10 protein-coding genes and 1 pseudogene are annotated in these 17,083 nt (G+C 66.9%); 4 read left to right on the top strand and 7 right to left on the bottom strand.

Translation table 11 applies throughout. From position 1 onward, the window contains the following. Window positions 1-229: 229 nt before the first annotated feature. On the bottom strand, window positions 230-6,949 hold the full coding sequence (locus AB1Z25_RS09040) for an SDR family NAD(P)-dependent oxidoreductase (protein WP_486637068.1): 6,720 nt from the start codon (window positions 6,947-6,949) through the stop codon (window positions 230-232). A gap of 715 nt (window positions 6,950-7,664) precedes the next feature. Here AB1Z25_RS09040 and AB1Z25_RS09035 point away from each other — a divergent pair. The 4 genes and pseudogenes from AB1Z25_RS09035 (at window position 7,665) to AB1Z25_RS09020 (ending at window position 11,836) form a co-directional block, all read left to right on the top strand. Next, window positions 7,665-8,792 (top strand): ABC transporter permease, encoded by a 1,128-nt coding sequence (locus AB1Z25_RS09035; protein ID WP_107799362.1) that lies wholly within the window; start codon window positions 7,665-7,667, stop codon window positions 8,790-8,792. Window positions 8,793-8,889: 97 nt separating this feature from the next. Then, window positions 8,890-9,522, top strand: a pseudogene (locus AB1Z25_RS09030) (ABC transporter ATP-binding protein); the annotation flags it as partial. After that, a complete protein-coding gene (locus AB1Z25_RS09025) occupies window positions 9,519-10,439 on the top strand; it encodes an HlyD family secretion protein (RefSeq protein WP_227108037.1) in 921 nt (306 codons plus the stop codon). The pseudogene AB1Z25_RS09030 and the gene AB1Z25_RS09025, both read left to right, overlap by 4 nt. Beyond that, a complete protein-coding gene (locus AB1Z25_RS09020) occupies window positions 10,436-11,836 on the top strand; it encodes an efflux transporter outer membrane subunit (RefSeq protein ID WP_486637067.1) in 1,401 nt (466 codons plus the stop codon). Before AB1Z25_RS09025 ends, AB1Z25_RS09020 begins: the two co-directional genes overlap by 4 nt. Window positions 11,837-11,869: 33 nt before the next feature. Here AB1Z25_RS09020 and AB1Z25_RS09015 read toward each other — a convergent pair whose 3' ends face one another. The 6 genes from AB1Z25_RS09015 to AB1Z25_RS08990 form a co-directional block, all read right to left on the bottom strand. Then, window positions 11,870-13,255, bottom strand: a complete 1,386-nt coding sequence (locus AB1Z25_RS09015) for an ATP-binding protein (RefSeq protein ID WP_227108034.1) — start codon at window positions 13,253-13,255, stop codon at window positions 11,870-11,872. Continuing rightward, a complete protein-coding gene (locus AB1Z25_RS09010; protein WP_107799367.1) occupies window positions 13,252-13,902 on the bottom strand; it encodes a response regulator in 651 nt (216 codons plus the stop codon). The genes AB1Z25_RS09015 and AB1Z25_RS09010 overlap by 4 nt, the downstream gene beginning before the upstream one ends. 72 nt (window positions 13,903-13,974) lie before the next feature. After that, window positions 13,975-14,403 (bottom strand): MarR family transcriptional regulator, encoded by a 429-nt coding sequence (locus AB1Z25_RS09005; RefSeq protein ID WP_107799368.1) that lies wholly within the window; start codon window positions 14,401-14,403, stop codon window positions 13,975-13,977. Between the two features lie 4 nt (window positions 14,404-14,407). Beyond that, the gene (locus tag AB1Z25_RS09000) at window positions 14,408-14,827 is read right to left on the bottom strand and encodes a DUF488 domain-containing protein (protein WP_107799369.1); all 420 of its coding nucleotides are present in this window, start codon (window positions 14,825-14,827) and stop codon (window positions 14,408-14,410) included. Between the two features lie 270 nt (window positions 14,828-15,097). Then, window positions 15,098-16,228, bottom strand: coding sequence for an L-threonine dehydrogenase (gene yiaY / locus AB1Z25_RS08995; protein WP_486637066.1), 1,131 nt, complete (start codon window positions 16,226-16,228; stop codon window positions 15,098-15,100). Between the two features lie 99 nt (window positions 16,229-16,327). Continuing rightward, window positions 16,328-17,029, bottom strand: coding sequence for a MarC family protein (locus AB1Z25_RS08990; RefSeq protein WP_107801780.1), 702 nt, complete (start codon window positions 17,027-17,029; stop codon window positions 16,328-16,330). Between the last annotated feature and the right edge of the window lie 54 nt (window positions 17,030-17,083).

Raw genomic sequence — 17,083 nt, 5'->3', positions numbered from 1 at the left:
CCTAAAGTAGAGCCAACATTCCCAAACCTTGGGCGCAACCGTCCCCCTCCGCCGCCGGCCGTTGTTGAGGCGGCGGGCGGCGGCGCGGGATCAGGATTGAACCGGCGCGGGCCGATTTCGAGTGCGGCGGCGGCAAGGCGGACCTTCCGCCGCCGCGCCTCGGCTGTATGGCCGGAACGCGTCGCCGCGCTCCGGACCGGCTGCGCCCGCAGGCGCAGCCTTGCTCGCGTCACACCGCCACGCTGGCCTCCGGGTCGCACATCAGCTGCCGCAGCTTCTTCGACACGGTGAACTGCAAGCCGGACAGCGTGCTGTACACCTTGCCGTCGGCGCCGTGGACGGTGACGTCGGCCAGCAGAGTGGTCGCGGTTTGCGCCGTGACCGCCATGCTCAGATAGAAGGCCTGGTCGAAAGCCAGCGGCGCGTACTGCCGCCACTCGGCGATCTGCAGCGGCAACCCCGCCTTGTCCGACTGCGACATCAGCCAGATCAGCGGCGTTTGCAAGGCCACGTCCGCCAGGTAGGGGTTGAAGGAGTTCACCGGGAACTGCCCCTGTCCGCCCGCGGCGGCCAGCCTACCGCCGGCTTGCAAGCCCTGGCCGTCGAGACGGAACAAGGACTGCACGCCGCGGAAGGCCGGGCCGTGGAACAGCCAGGCGCCGTCGCGCATGTCGCCGTACAGCGGCGCATGCTCCAGCGGCTCGCCCGCCGGCGCCTTGGGCCCGTCCAGCGGCGCTTCCGCCGCCAGCCGGCTCATGGTCACCCGCGCCTGGTAGCGGTTCAGCGCGGCCCCGTCCACCTGGTTGAAGATGCTCACCTCCAGCGTGTGGCGGTCGCCGTTGCCGCCGGCTTCGGCCATCGGCCGCAGTTCGGCGATGAAGCGCCGCTGTTCGCCGGCGTCGAACACCACGCCCTTGAGCACGCGGAAGTCCGTCAGCGTCTCCAGCCGATAGCCGGGCAGCAGGTCTTCGCACAGCTGCACCATCCAGCCGGCCGCGGCGGTGGCCGGCAGCACCGGCTGTCCGCCCACCACGTGATCGCCCAGGAAGCCGTTGACGGCCGGGTCCAGCTCGCGCTCCACCCGGGTCAGCGCCGGCAGGGTCTTCTGCTTGCGCCCCACCTTGTAGCTGCCGCCGCCCACGATCACCTGCGGCACCAGACCGGCGGCGAACTCGTCGACGAAGAACTGCGCGCCCACGGCGGTGGGGATGATGGCCAGGCCGCGGTCGGCGTAGGCCTTCTTCAGCACGTCGTTGACCATGCCGCTGTCCCACGGACCCCAGTTGATGCTGCGTACCTGCTGTTTCGGGTACAGGGTCTGGTACAGATAGGCGAACTTGTTCAGCGCGTCGTTGGCCATCGCGTAATCGGTCTGGCCGGCGTTGCCGAAGAAGCCCGACACCGAGGAGAACAGCACCAGATGACGCAAACCGTCCGGCTTGACCGCCGCCAGCAGGTTCTCCAGCCCTTTCACCTTGGTGTGGAACACCGAGCGGAAATCGGCCGGGGTCTTTTTCTCGATGCGCTTGTCCGCCAGGTTGCCGGCGCCGTGGATGATGCCGCGGATGGGGCCCAGCTGCCGCTGCGCTTCCGCCGCCGCCCGCGCCACGTCCTTGGCGTCGCCGATGTCGCAAGCCAGATAGATGGCCTGGCCGCCGGCCTGCTCGATCCGGGCGATGGTGTCGCGCACCTCGGCCAGTTGCAGCAGCTCCTTGAGCAAGGCGTCTACCTTGACCGGCGTCACCGTCTCGCCCTGCTGTTGCAGATGGCGGATGGCGCGCGCCTTGAGCTCGGCCACTTCGCCGCCGCCCTCCGCCCATTCCGGCAGCGGCGCGTCGATGCGGGTGCGGCCCAGCAGCGCGAAGCGGGCCGGATAACGCTTGGCCAGCGCGATCACGCACTCGGCGGTGATGCCGCGCGCGCCGCCGGTGACCAGAAACACGGTCTTGGCGTCGATGCCGGCCGCGGCCTGCGGGTCGGTCGGCGCCGCCTCGAAGCCCAGCGTCATCCGCTCGCCCTTGACGCCGCGGCCCACTTCGGCCACGTCGGACTGCACGTCGCGCAGCTCTTCCAGCAACATCGCGGCGATGGCGCTCTTGCCGCATTTGGGATCGAAATCCACGGTGCGGCAGAACACGTCTTCCCACTCGATGTTCAACGCCTTGCTCAGGCCGCTGACGCCGGCGGCGGCCACCGGGAAGGCGGCGCGCCGGGCGGTGCCCAGTTCGCCGTCCAGCTGGCTGGCCACGAAGAAGCAGGCGCGGCCGAGGCCGGGCTGCGTCAGCGAGGGCTGCAGCAACTTGGCCAGCAGGAACAAGGCCTGAGCGGTGTCGTACTCGGCCGCGGCGAAAGCGTTGGCCAGCGATTTGACGTTGCCGGCCGGCGCTTGCAGGTGGATGAAGCCGCCCACCTGCCCTTCGGCCACCGCGATCCGCGACAGCACGTCTTCCAGCGCCAGCTCGTCGGCGCGTTCCAGCACGTAGTCGTTGACGTGCTTGATCGCCTTGCGCTGGCCCTTGGCCTGCTGCCACTTGAACACCAGCCGCGCCACCTGCTGGCCGTGGGCCAGCAGCTGTTTGGCCACTTCTTCGCTTAAACCCTTGCCGTCGTCGGTCAGCAGCCAGAGCCGGCCGGCGGCCAGCTCCAGCAGGTCCGGCTTGGGCAAAGCTTGTTTCCGCGCCTGAAAACGATGGATGGACGCGGCTACCGTATGGGCATCACTTACAGGGGATTGCTGAGCGAGGGCAGATGCCGTCTCCCGGGGCTCAGCTAGGGATTTTTTTGCTGCGGAGTCCTCCACGGCAACGTCGGACACCAGTTTCTTGGTGGACGACACCACGCCCAGCTGACGCAAAGGCTTGGCCTCCGCCGCCGGGGTTTCGTGCAAGGCGGGCTCGCTGGAGACCGGGGCCGGCGCGGCCTCCGGCGCCGGAGCGGCTTCCGCGGCCGGCGCGGCGGCGCCGCCCTGCTTCAGCTCGGTCAGCAGTTCGGAGATGGTCTGCTTGAAGAAGCCGCCCATCTTGCGGATGTTGCTGAAGGCGTCGATGTCGAAGGTTTCCATGTCCTTCTGTTTTTCCATGTCCTGGAAGTGCGGCACTTCGGCGGACAGCTGGTCGAACATGGCGCCGAAGATTTCCAGGCGCTTGATCGAATCGATGCCCAGGTCGGCTTCCAGATCCATGTCTTCATTGATCATGTCGGCCGGGTAGCCGGTGCGGTCGCTGACGATGGCGATCAGCTGCTTGATCAGGTCGGCCTCGGTCAAGGCTTCGAAGCGCTGGATCAGGGCCTGGTCCTCGGCGCTGATCGCGGCGGCGGGCGCGGCGGCTGCCGGAGCGGGCGCGGCTACCGGGGCCGGCGCGGCGGCCGGCGCGACCGGAGCGGCTGCTTGCGGAATCTCCTGCAGCGTCGGCTTGGGCGCCTGCACCGCGCTCACTTGAGCCACCGGGGCGGCGGGGGCGGCGGCGGGCTGAGCCAGGGGCGCGGCCGCCGGCAATTCCACCGCGGCGCGCGGCGTCGGCAAGCTCACTTCCAGCGGCGCGCGCTGTTGCAGGCGAGCGGCCACCTGGCCGCCGCGGGCGGCGACGTCGGCGCCCAGCAAAGCTTGCTGGTTGTCGAAATAATGTTCGTGGTTGACGTGGTAGAGCTCCTGGTTCTTGTCCAACAGCTGCAGGCTCTGGCCCAGGCTGGCCACCACTTCCGTCAGTTGCTGGCTGCCCTGGAATTTCTCCAGCAAGGTGTATTGCTTGTTCATCAGCGAGTCCAGCAGCTGAATGTAGTCCTTCTGATTCAGCTGGAACTGCTGGTGCACCTGGCTGAGCATGTTCTGCGCCTGGATTTGCGCGTCCAATACGCTCAATACTTCGTTGTCCGAGCTACTGCGTTGCATGATTCCCTCTCCGCTTATGACATGGACCGGCTCCAGCCACACCATGTCGTCCCTGTTGTCGACCAAAGTTTCCACCACTACCGTACTATCCCGCTCCGTCTCCGGCGCCCGCGGCGGCGAGCTGGCGGCGAGCCGCTCGTCGATGAAGGCGTCGATGACGCGCGTATCCTTGCGCATGGCGTGCGAGCGGCGCTGCTTGGCTTTCTCCGAGTAGAAGAAGCCGCCGCTCATTGTGTAAGTCAGCGCCTTTTTCTTGGGCGCCGTCGCCAGCGGCAGCGCCGCCTGCGGATCGGTGGAGCTCAGCTCCACCCCCTCCACCGCCAGCCGAGCCAGCGCGCGCTTGAATTGCAGGGCTTCCTCGCCGTTGGCGCTGGGGTTCAGCGACACCACCGCGTGCGGCTTGTCCTTGAGGATGTCCGCCACCAGCTTGCCCAGAATGCCCTTGGGGCCGATCTCGACGAAGAGATAACCGCCCTGCTGATGAATGCGTTCAATGGTTTGCTGGAAGCGCACCGGGCTGACCAGTTGGCCGATCAAGGACTGCTTGATCTTGGCCGGGTCGTCGGCGTGGCGCTCGCCGCTGGCGGTGGAGTACACCGCGGCTTGCGGCGCCTGGAACGGAATGCCGGCCAGGCTGGCCTCGAACGGCGCGCAAGCGTGGCGCACGAAGTCGGTGTGGAAGGCCGCCGACACCGCCAGCACCTGGCTGCGCACCTTGCGCTCGTTCAGGAACTCATGGGCCTGGCGGATGATGTCGCCGGCGCCGCCGAACACCAGTTGCTGCTGCGAGTTGTAATTGGCCACCACCAGCTCCGGGAAGCGCTCCAGCACCGCGCTGGCTTCGCTCTCCGGCAGCGAGGCCGCCAGCATCGCGCCCGGCTCGCCGCCCGGCACCGGGCTGGCCACCGCCGCGCCGCGCGCCAGCGAGGCGCGGTAGAAGTTCTCGTCGCTCAAGACGCCGGCGGCCCATAGAGCGGTCACCTCGCCGTAGCTGTGGCCGGCCAGGAAGTCCGGCCGCAGGCCCAGACCGCGCAGCAGCTTGTAGTAGCCGGCGCTGATCGCGCCTATCGCCGGCTGCGCGGTGCGGGTCTGGGTCAGCTCCGCCATCTGACGGTCCGCCGTCTCCGCGTCGAAGGCCGGCGGCGGGAAAATCGCCGCCGAAGGCAGCGGCAGCCCGTCGGCGTGCGCCGCGGCGTCCAGTCCTTCCAGGGTTTCCCGCATCGCCGGGTAATCGTTGGCGATGTCGCGGCCCATGTTCACGTACTGCGCGCCCTGTCCGGGGAACAAGGCCACCACGCGGCCGGCCAGCGGGGCCGCCTCGCGCTTGTAGTAAATGCCCAGCGGGTGTTCCCAGTCCTGATCCGGCCGCGCCCGCAGCAGCTTGATCGCCTCGTCCAGCAGGCCGGCCGCCTGTTCGGCGGAGCCCGCGACGAAAGCCAGGCGCGCGGAAGCGGCCGGCGCGCGCGCCGCCGCGCCTTGGTGCAGACGGAACTGATAACCGGCGTCTTCGGCGCGGAAGGCATCCAGCTTGTGCTCGGCCAGCGCCAGCAGCTGCTCCGGGCCGTCCGCGTGCAGCAGCACCACTTCCGGGCGCAGGTTCAGGCGAAAATCGCCCTGCGGCCGCGCCTGATGCTCTTCCATGATGGCGTGGTAGTTGGTGCCGCCGAAGCCGTAGGCGCTCAAGGCGGCGCGGCGCGGCGCGCCGTCCACCGGGCTCAGCCAGGGCCGGCTGTCGATGTTGACGTAGAAGGGGCTGGCGCTGTCCGCCAGTTCGCGGCTGGGCTGGCTGACGTTGATGGTGGGCGGCAACACCTTGTGATAGAGGCCGAGCGCGGCCTTCATCATCGCCGCCGCGCCGGCGGCGCAACGGGTATGGCCGATCTGCGATTTGACGCTGCCGATGGCCACCGAGCCGGGCTGAGCGCCGCCGGCCTCGAACACCGCGCGCAAGCTCTTGATCTCGGTCTCGTCGCCGGACTGGGTGCCGGTGCCGTGCGCCTCCACCAGCTGGATCTCGGCCGGAGAAATGCCGGCGCGCGCGTAAGCGCGTTGCATCGCCTTGACCTGGCCTTCGTGACGCGGCGCGAAAATGCTCTTGGCGCGGCCGTCGCTGGAGGCCTGCAAGGATTTGATCACCGCGTAAACGCGATCGCCGTCGCGCTCGGCGTCTTCCAGGCGCTTGAGCACCAGGAAGCCCACGCCGTCGCCCAGCATCATGCCGTCCGAGGATTCGTCGAAGGGCCGCGACAGATTGCTCTTGGACAGGGCCGGCGTCTTGCTGAAGCACAGGAAGGAGAAGATCGAGTTTTCCAGGTTGACGCCGCCGGTCAGCACCACGTCGCAGCTGCCGTCCACCAGCTCGCCCACCGCCGCCTTGATCGCGGCCAGGCTGCTGGCGCAAGCGGCGTCCACCATATAAGAGGTGCCGCCCAAATCGAAGTAGCTGGCGATGCGGCCGCAGGCGACATTGCCGAGGAAGCCCGGGAAGCTGTCCTCGTTCCATTCCAGATAGAGATGGTTGACGCGGTCGATGACCTCGTCGGCCACCGCGCCGGGCAGGCCGGCGTGGTTCAGCACCTTGCGCAGATACGGCTCCTGCTGGCGGAAGGCCAGCGAGAAGGAAGTGTTGCCGTTGCCGGCGCCGCCCAGGATCACGCCCACGCGGTCTTTATCCACCGGCAAGGCGTCCTCGCCCACCAGCCTGGCGTCCAGCATCGCCTGTTTGGCCACGTGCAGCGCGAAGATCTGCGCGGTGCTGATGGACTCCAGCATCAGCGGCGGCAGTTTGAATTCCACCGGATCGAAATCGATGGCCGGCACGAAACCGGCGCGATGGCCGTAAGTCTTGTCGGCGGCGCTCGGGTCCGCGCTGTAATAGTCTTCCTTGCGCCAGTATTCATCGCCGTTCTTCTGGTCGATGTCGGTCAGGGAATCCTTCTTGTCGACGATATTGGTCCAGAAATCGTACAAGGTGGCCGCATCGGGAAAGTGGCTGGCCATGCCCACAATCGCGATATCCACCGTGCCCGGTCCTATCCTGCTAGCTACGGTCTTGCTCATTGCTCCTCCCGCGGTGAACCTGCTGTTTCGCATCATTCGCTTGCCGCCGCGCACCAACCGGGAAGCGCAATCGCCGGCCGCACGGCCAGGGTCGACTGCCTTTCTTTAAATCCGGTCCCGCACGCAAAGCCTGGATCGAATTCGCGTCCGGCGAACCGCCGCACGCGCCTGCTGCCTATTACGCAAACCACATCCAAAACCGCGATCTCAACTTGACAAAATCTTTACAACCGAAACTGTCAAATCCGGTTTTGGAAAATTATGACGTTGAAATCTTAGTGTTTCCTTAGGGCTTTCTTGCAGTTGACTGATTTACCTCCACAGATCTGGAGAAAAATATATACAGAACAAAGCAAGTCATTGATTTTAATGATGTATCTTTATTGACACACCAATGCCAAAGTCATTATTTTTTAGTAAATCCATTACTGAAAAATAAAAAAACCAAGCTTGAAAAAGAAAACTGAGGAGAGTCTGAGCAGGCAATAAGAACAGCGGCTTATTGAATTGGCATTCAAATTCAATATCCAGACTAATACCAGTGGTATTAATACTAGGGAAATCCCGTACGCCGACTCCGCCTTATTCACGCTTGGCCGCGCTCAGAAAACCCTAAGCAGGAATAGGCATACTGCCCTCATTTCACCCCGGAGACAGTCATGCCCCAGCCCAACCATCCCCCCTGCCGGCCCGGCTGCAGCGCGGAGGCCTGACCATGGTCTCCCTCGCTCGCGCCTCGCTGATCTACGAGTGGCGCCGCTTCCTGCCGGCGGTGCTGGCGGTGGCTTTCGCCGGCCTGCTGGTGCAAGTGCAGCTCAGCCTGCTCTTGGGCATGTTCAGCTCGGTAGGCGTTTACATAGACCGCTCCAGCGCCGATCTTTGGGTGGGCTACCCGGCCACTCAGAGCGTGGATCTGGCCCGGCCGATTCCCGGCAAGACCGAGAACAACCTTTGGGCGCATCCCGAAGTCACCTCGGTGGAACGCTTCACCTGGACCATGGCGGACTGGCAGCGTCCCGGCGGCGGCAAGCTCAGCGCGGTGCTGATCGGCATCGACCCGCGCCCGCAGGCGATGACCTTCGCCACCTTGCTGACCCCGGCGCTGCGCCAGGAGCTGACGGTGCCCAGCACCGTGCTGGTGGATGAGAGCGATCTGGAAAAGCTGGGCGTCAAGATAGGCGACTACGCCGAACTCAGCGGCAAGCGGGTACGCATCGGCGGCACCGTCAACGGCATGCGCGCAATGGGCGGGGCCAACATCCTGACCTCGCTGAACACCGCGCGCCGCATCGACCCCAATCTGCGCAACGACGCCACCGACTACTTCCTGGCCCGGCTGCGCGACCCCAGCCGCGCCGAACTGGTGCGCGACCAGCTGCAGCCGGCCGGCAGCTTCAAGCCCTTCCAGGTGTGGACCGCCGAGGAGTTCTCCATCCAGTCGCAGGTGTATTGGCTGTTCGAGTCCGGCGCCGGCTCCGGCTTCCTGTTCTCCTCCGCGCTGGGCCTGCTGGTCGGCATCGTCATCACCAGCCAGACGCTGATGGCGGCCATCGTCGCCGCGCTGCGCGAATACGCCACCTTGCGCGCCTTGGGCGTGTCCTCCTCCTCCTTGCGCGCCGTGATTCTGGAGCAGTCCTTCTGGGTCGGCCTCGCCGGCCTGGTGATCACCGCCGTGGTCGGCGCGCTGCTGGTGATGGCCGCGCGCCACGCCCACATCGCGCTGGAAGTGCCGGTGTGGGGCTGCCTGGCCACCGGCACCCTGGTGCTGGGCATCGCTCTGCTGTCCGGTCTGTCCGCGCTGCGCGCGCTGAACCAGGCCGAACCCTCCACCCTATTGCGATAAGGAGACTCTCATGTCCGCCTCTCCCGCCATCGTCGGCGAAAACCTGAACCGCTCGTTCAGCAACGGCAAAACCGAGCAAACCGTGCTCACCAATATCTCGCTGTCCATCCTGCCCGGCGAACTGACCCTGATCATCGGTCCGTCCGGCTCCGGCAAGAGCACCTTGCTGTCCGTGCTCTCCGGCCTGCTGCCGCCCAGCTCCGGCCGCGTCACCGCGCTGGGGCTGGAACTGACCCGGCGCTCCATCGAGGAGTTGAGCCGCTTCCGCCTGGAGCATTGCGGTTTCGTGTTCCAGGGCTTCAATCTGTTCGCCTCGCTGACCGCGCTGGAAAACGTGCTGCTGCCGCTGAACTACGGCCCCAAGATCAGCAAGCCGGAAGCCGAGAAGCGCGCCCAGGAGGCGCTGGAACTGGTGGGCCTGGGCCCGCGCGCCAAGCTGCGGCCCATGGAATTGTCCGGCGGCGAAAAGCAGCGCGTCGCCATCGCCCGCGCGCTGGTCAAGCGGCCCAAGCTGATGTTCGCCGACGAGCCCACCAGCGCGCTGGACAGCCATAACGGCCAAGTGGTGATCGACCTCTTGCACCAGATCGCCCAGGAACAAGGCACCACGGTGCTGGGCGTGTCGCACGACAACCGCCTGATCAAACACGCCGACCGCGTCATCACCCTGGAAGACGGCCAGGTGGTCAAAGACCTGCGCGTCCATAACACGCCGATGGAGGTAGCATGAGCAGCCCTATTCCCAAGACCCCGCTGCGCCTGGGCCCGCTGCTGGCTTTGAGCCTGTTGCTGGCCGGCTGCTCCGAACCGCCGCCTCCCGCGCCGGTCCAGCAATCGCCGTGGGCCGCCATCGCCAAGGGCCGCGTCAGCATAGAAGGCGGGGTGATCAATATCGCCGCGCCGCGCGCCGGCATCATTCGCGAGGTGTCGGTGGAAGAAGGCGCCGAGGTCAAACCCGGCGCGGTGCTGGCCCGCATCGACGACCGCGAGGCCAATCTGGCGATGAAGGTCCGCGAGCAGGAGCGCGACGAGGCGCGGCAGGCGCTGACGCTGCTGCAGGTCAAGCACGCCATCGCCCAGCGCGAGCTGCAACGGGTGTCCGCGCTGAGCGGCGACGAAGTGGTGTCCAAGCAGGAAAAAGACAACGCCCGCGATCAGGTCAAGCTCAGCGCGTCCGAACTGGCCCGCCAGCAGGCGGCGGTGGCCACCGCCGACGCGCAAGTGGCGGCCAGCAAGCTGGAAGTGGATCAACACGTGGTCCGCGCGCCGCTGGCCGGCCGCATCATCCGCCGCCAGGCCCGCCCCGGCGACGGCACCTCCACGCTGAACGTGACGCCTCTGTTCATGTTCGCCCCCAACGGGCCGCGCATCGTCCGCGCCGACCTGGAAGAACGCTATGTGGGCTTGGTGGCGGCGGGACAGGCGGCCGAGGTGACGCTGGAAGCGGACGAAACCAAGGTCTACAAGGCCAAGGTGCTGCGGCTGGGCCAGGTGTTCGGCAACCGCCCGGACAACGACGACCCCAATGAAAAACAGGACGTGCGCGTGATCGAATGCGTGCTGGCGCTGGTGGACGCGCCGGAAATCCGCATCGGCCAGCGAGTGCTGGTGCGCATCGCCCGACAAGACAAGGCGGGCAAGCCATGATGCGCCCCATCGCTCTGCTGCTGCTCCTGGCGCTTGGCGGCTGCGCCGGGCTGGAGCCTTCGCGCCCGACGCCGGCGCTGCCGGAACGCTACGGCCGGACCCTGCCCGGCGCCGGCCCGGACGCCCAGGCCTGGGACGGTTTCGGCGATCCCGGCCTCAGCCGCTGGATAGCCGCGGTGCGCGAGGGCAACACCGACCTCGCCGCCAGCCTGGCGCGGCTGGACGCCGCGCGCGCCGAACTGGGCGTGCTCAACGCCGACCGCTATCCCAAGCTGGACTTCGAACAATCGGTGGAACGGCGCAAACTGTCCAAATTCGATTTGGGCGAAGTGAGCGAAGACACCGCCAATCCCAGCACCCGCTACAGCACGCGGCTGGCGCTGGGCTATGAAGTGGACTTGCGCGGCCGGGTCAGCGCCGCGACGCGCGCCGGCCGCGCCGACCTCAAGGCCAGCGGCGGCGACCTCGACGCGCTGGGCCTGAGCCTGGCGCGGCAAACCGCCGAACTGTGGCTGACCCGGGCGGAGCTGGCCGCCGACATCGAACTGGTCCAGGAGGCCGCGCGGCTGCGCCAGCGGCTGCTGGCCGGCGTCGCCGCCAAACGCCGCGTCGGCCTGGCCAGCGGCCGGCAACTGCTGGAACCGGACAGCGAGGCCAGCGAAGCCGCCCGCCTGGTCGCTCAGCAAGGCGACGCGCTGAAGCGGGTGGAGCGCAGCCTGTGCCAGCTGGCCGCCAAGATGCCGGACGCCTGCGGGCTGCCGCCGGCGCGTCCGCTGCGCGAACTCAGGCTGCCGGAAGTGGGCGGCGACGTGCCGGCCCGGCTGCTGCAGCGCAGGCCGGATCTGAGCGCGGCCCAGGCCCGCTACGACGCCGCGCGCGCGCGCATCGACGAAGCCGAGGCCGCCCGCTGGCCGTCGCTGACCCTGAACGGCGGGCTGGGCATCAGCGCCGGCAGCTGGTCCGGTCTGCGCGGCAGCAAGGTGCTGAACTGGTCGCTGCTGCCGCAGCTGGACATTCCGCTGTTCGACGCCGGCAAGCGCAAGGCCGAGGCCCAGCGCGCGCGCTCCGCCGCCGCCGAGCAATACGCGGCCTGGCGCGGCGCCGTCACCCGCGCGGTGTACGAGGTGGAAGACGCCGCCGCCTCCGCCCATTTCGCCAAAACGGATCAGGAGGCCAGGCAGCGCCAATACGTGGACGCCAGCCGCCGCTTGCGCGCCGAGCGCGACGCGCGCGGCGTGGGCCTCAGCGACGGTCAGGCGGAATGGCGCGCGCAACTGGCGGAGCTGCAGGCGGAACAGGGCGTGCAAGGCGCGCGCCGCCAGCAATTGCTGACGGCGGCCAATCTGATCGCCGCGCTGGGCGGCGGCTGGGAGGGCGCGGACAAGAGCGCGCCCTGAGAAGCGATGAAGCGATGCGGGAGCGCGGCGGCCTCAAGCCGGCCGCGCGTCGCAGCGCGGCAGGCGGATTTCCACGCCCAGGCCGTTGCCGTGCAGGCCGTCGGTCAGCAGCAGGCTGCCGCCGTGCAGCTCCACCACCCGCTTGACGATGGCCAGCCCCAGGCCGCTGCCGGTCACGGTATTGTCGGGCAGGCGCACGAAACGCTTCAGCACCTGATCCCGCCACTGCGGCTCGATGCCCGGCCCGTCGTCCAGCACCGCCAGCCTCACATTGGAAAACCCCTCGCTGACTTCCACATTGATGCAAGCGCCGTCCGGGCAGTAACGGATGGCGTTGTCCAGCAGATTGTCCAATAGGCTATCCATCGCGCTGGCGTCGCCGCAGCAGGCCGCCGTCTGCGCGCCGTCGTAGGCCAGCGTGATGTTGCGCTCCATCGCGCGCGGCACCTGGCGCGCCAGCGCCGCGCGCGCCAAGGCCGCCAGATCGAAGGATACCGGCAGTACCCGCGCCGATTCCGCGTCCAGCCGCGACAGCGTCAACAGCTTGCCCACCAGTTCGCCGCTGCGGCCTATGCTGGCGTCCAGCAAGGCCGCCAGCGCCGCCCTCTCCTGTTCGGACTCCGCGCGCGCCAGCAGATGCACTTGCGCGCCTATCGCCGCCAGCGGCGTGCGCAGCTCGTGCGCCGCGTCGGCGAAGAAGCGCTGCTCGCCCTCGCGAAAGGTCGCCAGCCGCGACAACAGCTCGTTGACGGAATTGAACACCGGCCGCAATTCCTGGTATTCGGGGTCGGCGCAGGCCAGCGGCGCCGTCGATTGCACATCGCGCGAGGTGATGGTGGTGGCCAGCGTCGCCAAGGGCTGCAGGGCGCGGCCGTAACCGACGCGCAGCAGCAGCATGATGATGGGCACCGCGGCGATCAGCGGCAGCAGGAAGAAGATCAGGATTTCGGCCTGCACCCGCTGCACGAAGCTGCGCGCGATCGCCAACTGCACCCGGACCTCGTCGCCGCTCGCCGTCAGCATGCGCCAGCGCCCCTGGTTGGCCGGCGCGCCGCCGCTGGGCGGCTGCTCCAGCTCCGGCCAGGCGCTGGACACCGCCAGCAGGCGCTGGCGCTTGTCGACGATGCGATAGGCCAGCTCGTCCTTGACCGGCGGCCTTTCGCTATAGCCGTGGCCGAACTGGCCGATCAACTGATCGACGACGCGGGCGCGCTCGCTTTCCTTGATGTCGGCGCTATAGACGGTGGCCAGGGTGCGCGCCAGCCCGCGCAAATCGCCGTCCAGATAGCCGGAACCGACCCGGGTCACTTCCCAATAAAACCAGGCGAACAGGACCAGCCACACCGCCAATAGGGTGCTCAGACTGGTCCATAACAGCCGCCGGTAGAGCGAGCGCCGCGCCAGCGAGGGGATGATCATGCCGGCTTGGGCAGCAGATAGCCGACGCCGCGTATGGTGCGGATCCAGTCCGAACCCAGCTTGCGCCGCAGATTGTGGACATGCACTTCCAGCGCGTTGTCGGACTCGCAGCACAGATGCTCGACCAGGTGCTCGCGGCTGACCACCTTGCCGGCCTTGCGCACCAGTTCAAACACCAGCGCGAACTCGGACGGCGACAAAGCCACCGCCGCGCCGCCCATCGACAGCTCTCGGGTTTCGGCGTTGATGCACAAATCGCCGATCTGCCAATTGGCCGACACGAAGCCGCTGCTGCGCCGGGTCACCGCCTGCAGCCGGGCCAGCAGCTCGGGAATCGCGAAGGGCTTGACCAGGTAATCGTCGGCGCCGTTGTGCAGGCCGGCCAGCCGGCTCTCCAGCGCGTCGCGCGCGGTCAGGATGATGACCGGCAGCGTCGATCCGTTGCCGCGCAACTCCTGCAGCAAATGCAGGCCCTCGCCGTCCGGCAGGCCCAGATCCAGCAGCAGCGCGTCCTGCGGCTCCTCGGCCAGAAAGGTGCGCGCCTCCTTCAAGCGCCTCACCCAGACGGTGCGAAAGCCGGCCTGGCGCAAAGCCTGCCCCAGCGCCTCGCCCAATGCCAGATCGTCCTCCACCAACAGTATGTTCACGGGATATCTCCGCTCGCCAAAACAATGTCAAAATCATGCCAGAGCGCCATGGCAAAAGCTACCGCGCCGGCGTCAATCCTCGGGCTGCAAGAGATGATCCAGCGACAGCACATCGCCCAGCCGCCGCAGGGCCTGCAACTCCTCGCGATGCTCTCGCGCCAGACATTCCGCCAGCGCCTCGCCCTTGGGCAGCAGCCGCACTTCCACGCAGCGGCGGTCGTCCCGCCCCGGGCTGCGCGCCACCAGCCGCTGTTGCTCGCAGCGGCTGATCAGGCCCACCACGCTGTGGTGGTGCGACTGCAGCCGCTCGGCCAGTTCGGCCACCGTGGCCCAGTCGCGGCCGGGAAAGCCCTTGATCTGCAGCAATAGCAGGTATTGCAGCATGGTGATGCCGTGGCGCTGGGCCGCCTCCTCGCTGAAACGCTGGAAGCGGCGCAAACGATAGCGGAAGTCCGCCAGACGTTCGAAATCCTGTTTGGAGAAGCTGGATGGCTCGGGCATGCGGTCAATGATCCAGCAAGGCGCGGTAGCACACCGGCGACGCCAGCTCTCCGGCCTCGATGCGCGCTATCTCGTCCAGCTTGTCGCCCAGGAATTGCGCCAAGGCCTGCGCCGGCTGCTTGTCGCCGCCGCCCGCGTGCAGCAACACCAGGCCGCCGCGGCGGCTGGCCTTCCACAAGGGCCACCAGCGCTGCGGGTTCGCCGCCAGGTCGGCCCAATACACCTCGCAGAAAGTGGGCCAATGACGGTCGTCCTGGCGCAGCCATTTCAGCAAACCGGGCGCGGGCGCCACGCTTTTGAGCCAGTGGGCGGCGTCCAGCGCCTGCCGCGGCAAGCCCTTCGGCCAGGTCTCCTCGATCAGAAAAGCGTTATCAAGCCCCGGCCGGTATTCGCTCACCGGCAATAGGCGAATGGTTGCGTCCATTGCGTCACTCCTTATTTCATCTGGCGGCGGAGGCGGTGCGGCGTCGTCAGAAATATCGTATTACGATATTTAATGGTCAAAAAAAGGCGGCTGGGCCGCCATTGGAAGCTGTGTTCAAAGTCTTGCGAGCTAGAGCGAGACAAGGCGAAAACGAGCGCAAAAGCGGAATGTACTCGTGGCACATAAGCATTTTGAGCGGGTTGTTAACGTCGTATCGCCGCAGCGCAGCAGATCGTGAAGGCCGCGGCGAATCGCCGCGGCCCTTTACCGCTACAGCGCGGCCTTGAAAATCGCGCAGATTTCCTCGTGGCTGGCCTGGATCGGATTGGTCAGACCGCAAGCGTCCTTCAAGGCGTTGGCGGCCAGTTCAGGAATATCCTCTTCCTTGACCCCCAGCTGCGTCAATCCCGCCGGAATGCCTACATCGGCCGCCAATTGGCGTATGGCGGCGATCGCCGCCTCGGCACTGGCTTCCACACCCAGCGCCGCGCCGACATCGGCCAGCCGCTGGCCGGCCGCCCTGGCGTTGTAAGCCTGCACATGCGGCAGCAGCACCGCGTTGCACACGCCGTGCGGCAGATCGTAAAACCCGCCCAGCTGGTGCGCCATCGCGTGCACATAGCCCAGCGACGCGTTGTTGAAGGCCATGCCGGCCAGGAATTGCGCGTAAGCCATCTGCTCACGCGCCTCCATATCCATGCCGTTGCGCACCGCGCGGCGCAGATGGCCGGCGATCAGCGTCACCGCCTTCAAGGCGCAGGCGTCGGTAATGGGCGTGGCGATGGTGGACACATAGGCTTCCACCGCGTGGGTCAGCGCGTCCATGCCGGTGGCGGCGGTCAGCCCGGCCGGCATGCCGGCCATGGTTTCCGGATCGTTGACCGACAGCACCGGCGTGGTGTGCTTGTCGACGATGGCCATTTTGATGTGACGGCTCTCGTCGGTGATGATGCAGAAGCGAGTCATTTCCGAAGCGGTGCCGGCGGTGGTGTTGATCGCCACCAAGGGCAGTTGCGGCTTGGCGGACTTGTCCACGCCCTCGTAATCCTGGATCTTGCCGCCGTTGGCTGCCACCAGGGCGATGCCCTTGGCGCAGTCGTGCGGCGAGCCGCCGCCCAAGGACACCACGGCGTCGCAGCCGTGCTCGCGCAACAGCGCGAGGCCGGCGCCTACGTTGGCGGTGGTGGGATTGGGATGCACGCCGTCGAACAGCACGGTGGCGATGCCGACGCCGCCCAGCAGCTCGGTCACTCGGCCGGCCAGACCGGTTTTCACCAGGCCGGCGTCGGTCACCATCAAGACCTTGCGGTAACCGTAGCCGCGCATGGTTTCAACGGCTTGTTGCAGACAGCCCGCGCCCATCAGATTGACGCAGGGGATGAAGAAAGCGCTGGTGGCCATGGCAAACTCCTGTTCTTAAGACATTTGTCATAATCGCAGTATGCTCAATTTGGCCGATGCGGCATTTGCCTCACATCAAAAGATGTCCAATCGCCCCGCTCACTTATGCGGCAACACATCCTGCGCCAGCTGGGTGATCAGGGCGCCGAAGCCGTCCCACATGATCTGTACGCCCAGGCATAGCAGGATGAAGGCGGACAAGCGCAGGAACACCACCGAGCCGGTCTGGCCCAGATAGCGCAGCAGCTTGTCGGCGTGGCGGTAGCACAGATAGACCAGCAAGCTGCACACCAGCACCGCGAAACTGCCGGCCAGCGGCGAGATCGCGTATTTGACGATGCCCTTGCCGGTATCGGTCAAGGAAGCGCCCATGGTGATGGCCACCGAGATGGAACCCGGTCCCACCGTCAGCGGGAAGGTCAGCGGATAGAAAGCGCGCTGCTTCAGGGCGTCCTGGTTTTCCGCCTGGATGGGCTGGTCGGTGGAAGTGGGGCTGCTTTCCGGCGGCGCGTCGTTGAGCATGCGCCAGGCGGCGAAGGTGATCAGCAGGCCGCCGGACAATTGCACCACCGGCAAGGACACGCCGAAGAAGGACAGCACATAGCCGCCGGTGAACATGCTGCCCAGCAGCAGCAAGGCGCAATACATGGCGATGCGGCGCGCCAGGTAGCGGCGCTGCTGCGGCGTATTGCGCGCCGTCATCGAGATGAAGATGGGCACCAGGCCCGGAGGGTTCATGATCGGCAGCAAGGCGGCCATCACAAACAGAAACTTTGTTATGAATATTGTCAGCAACTGCATGAATGACTCCGAAGCCATCGAATTCAGATCGGGAACGCCGGCGGGCGGCGCCGC

The sequence above is a fragment of the Chromobacterium sp. HL1 genome (assembly GCF_057418835.1).
Note: the sequence above shows the minus strand (reverse complement) of the source record. Positions and strands in the feature narration are given on the sequence as shown.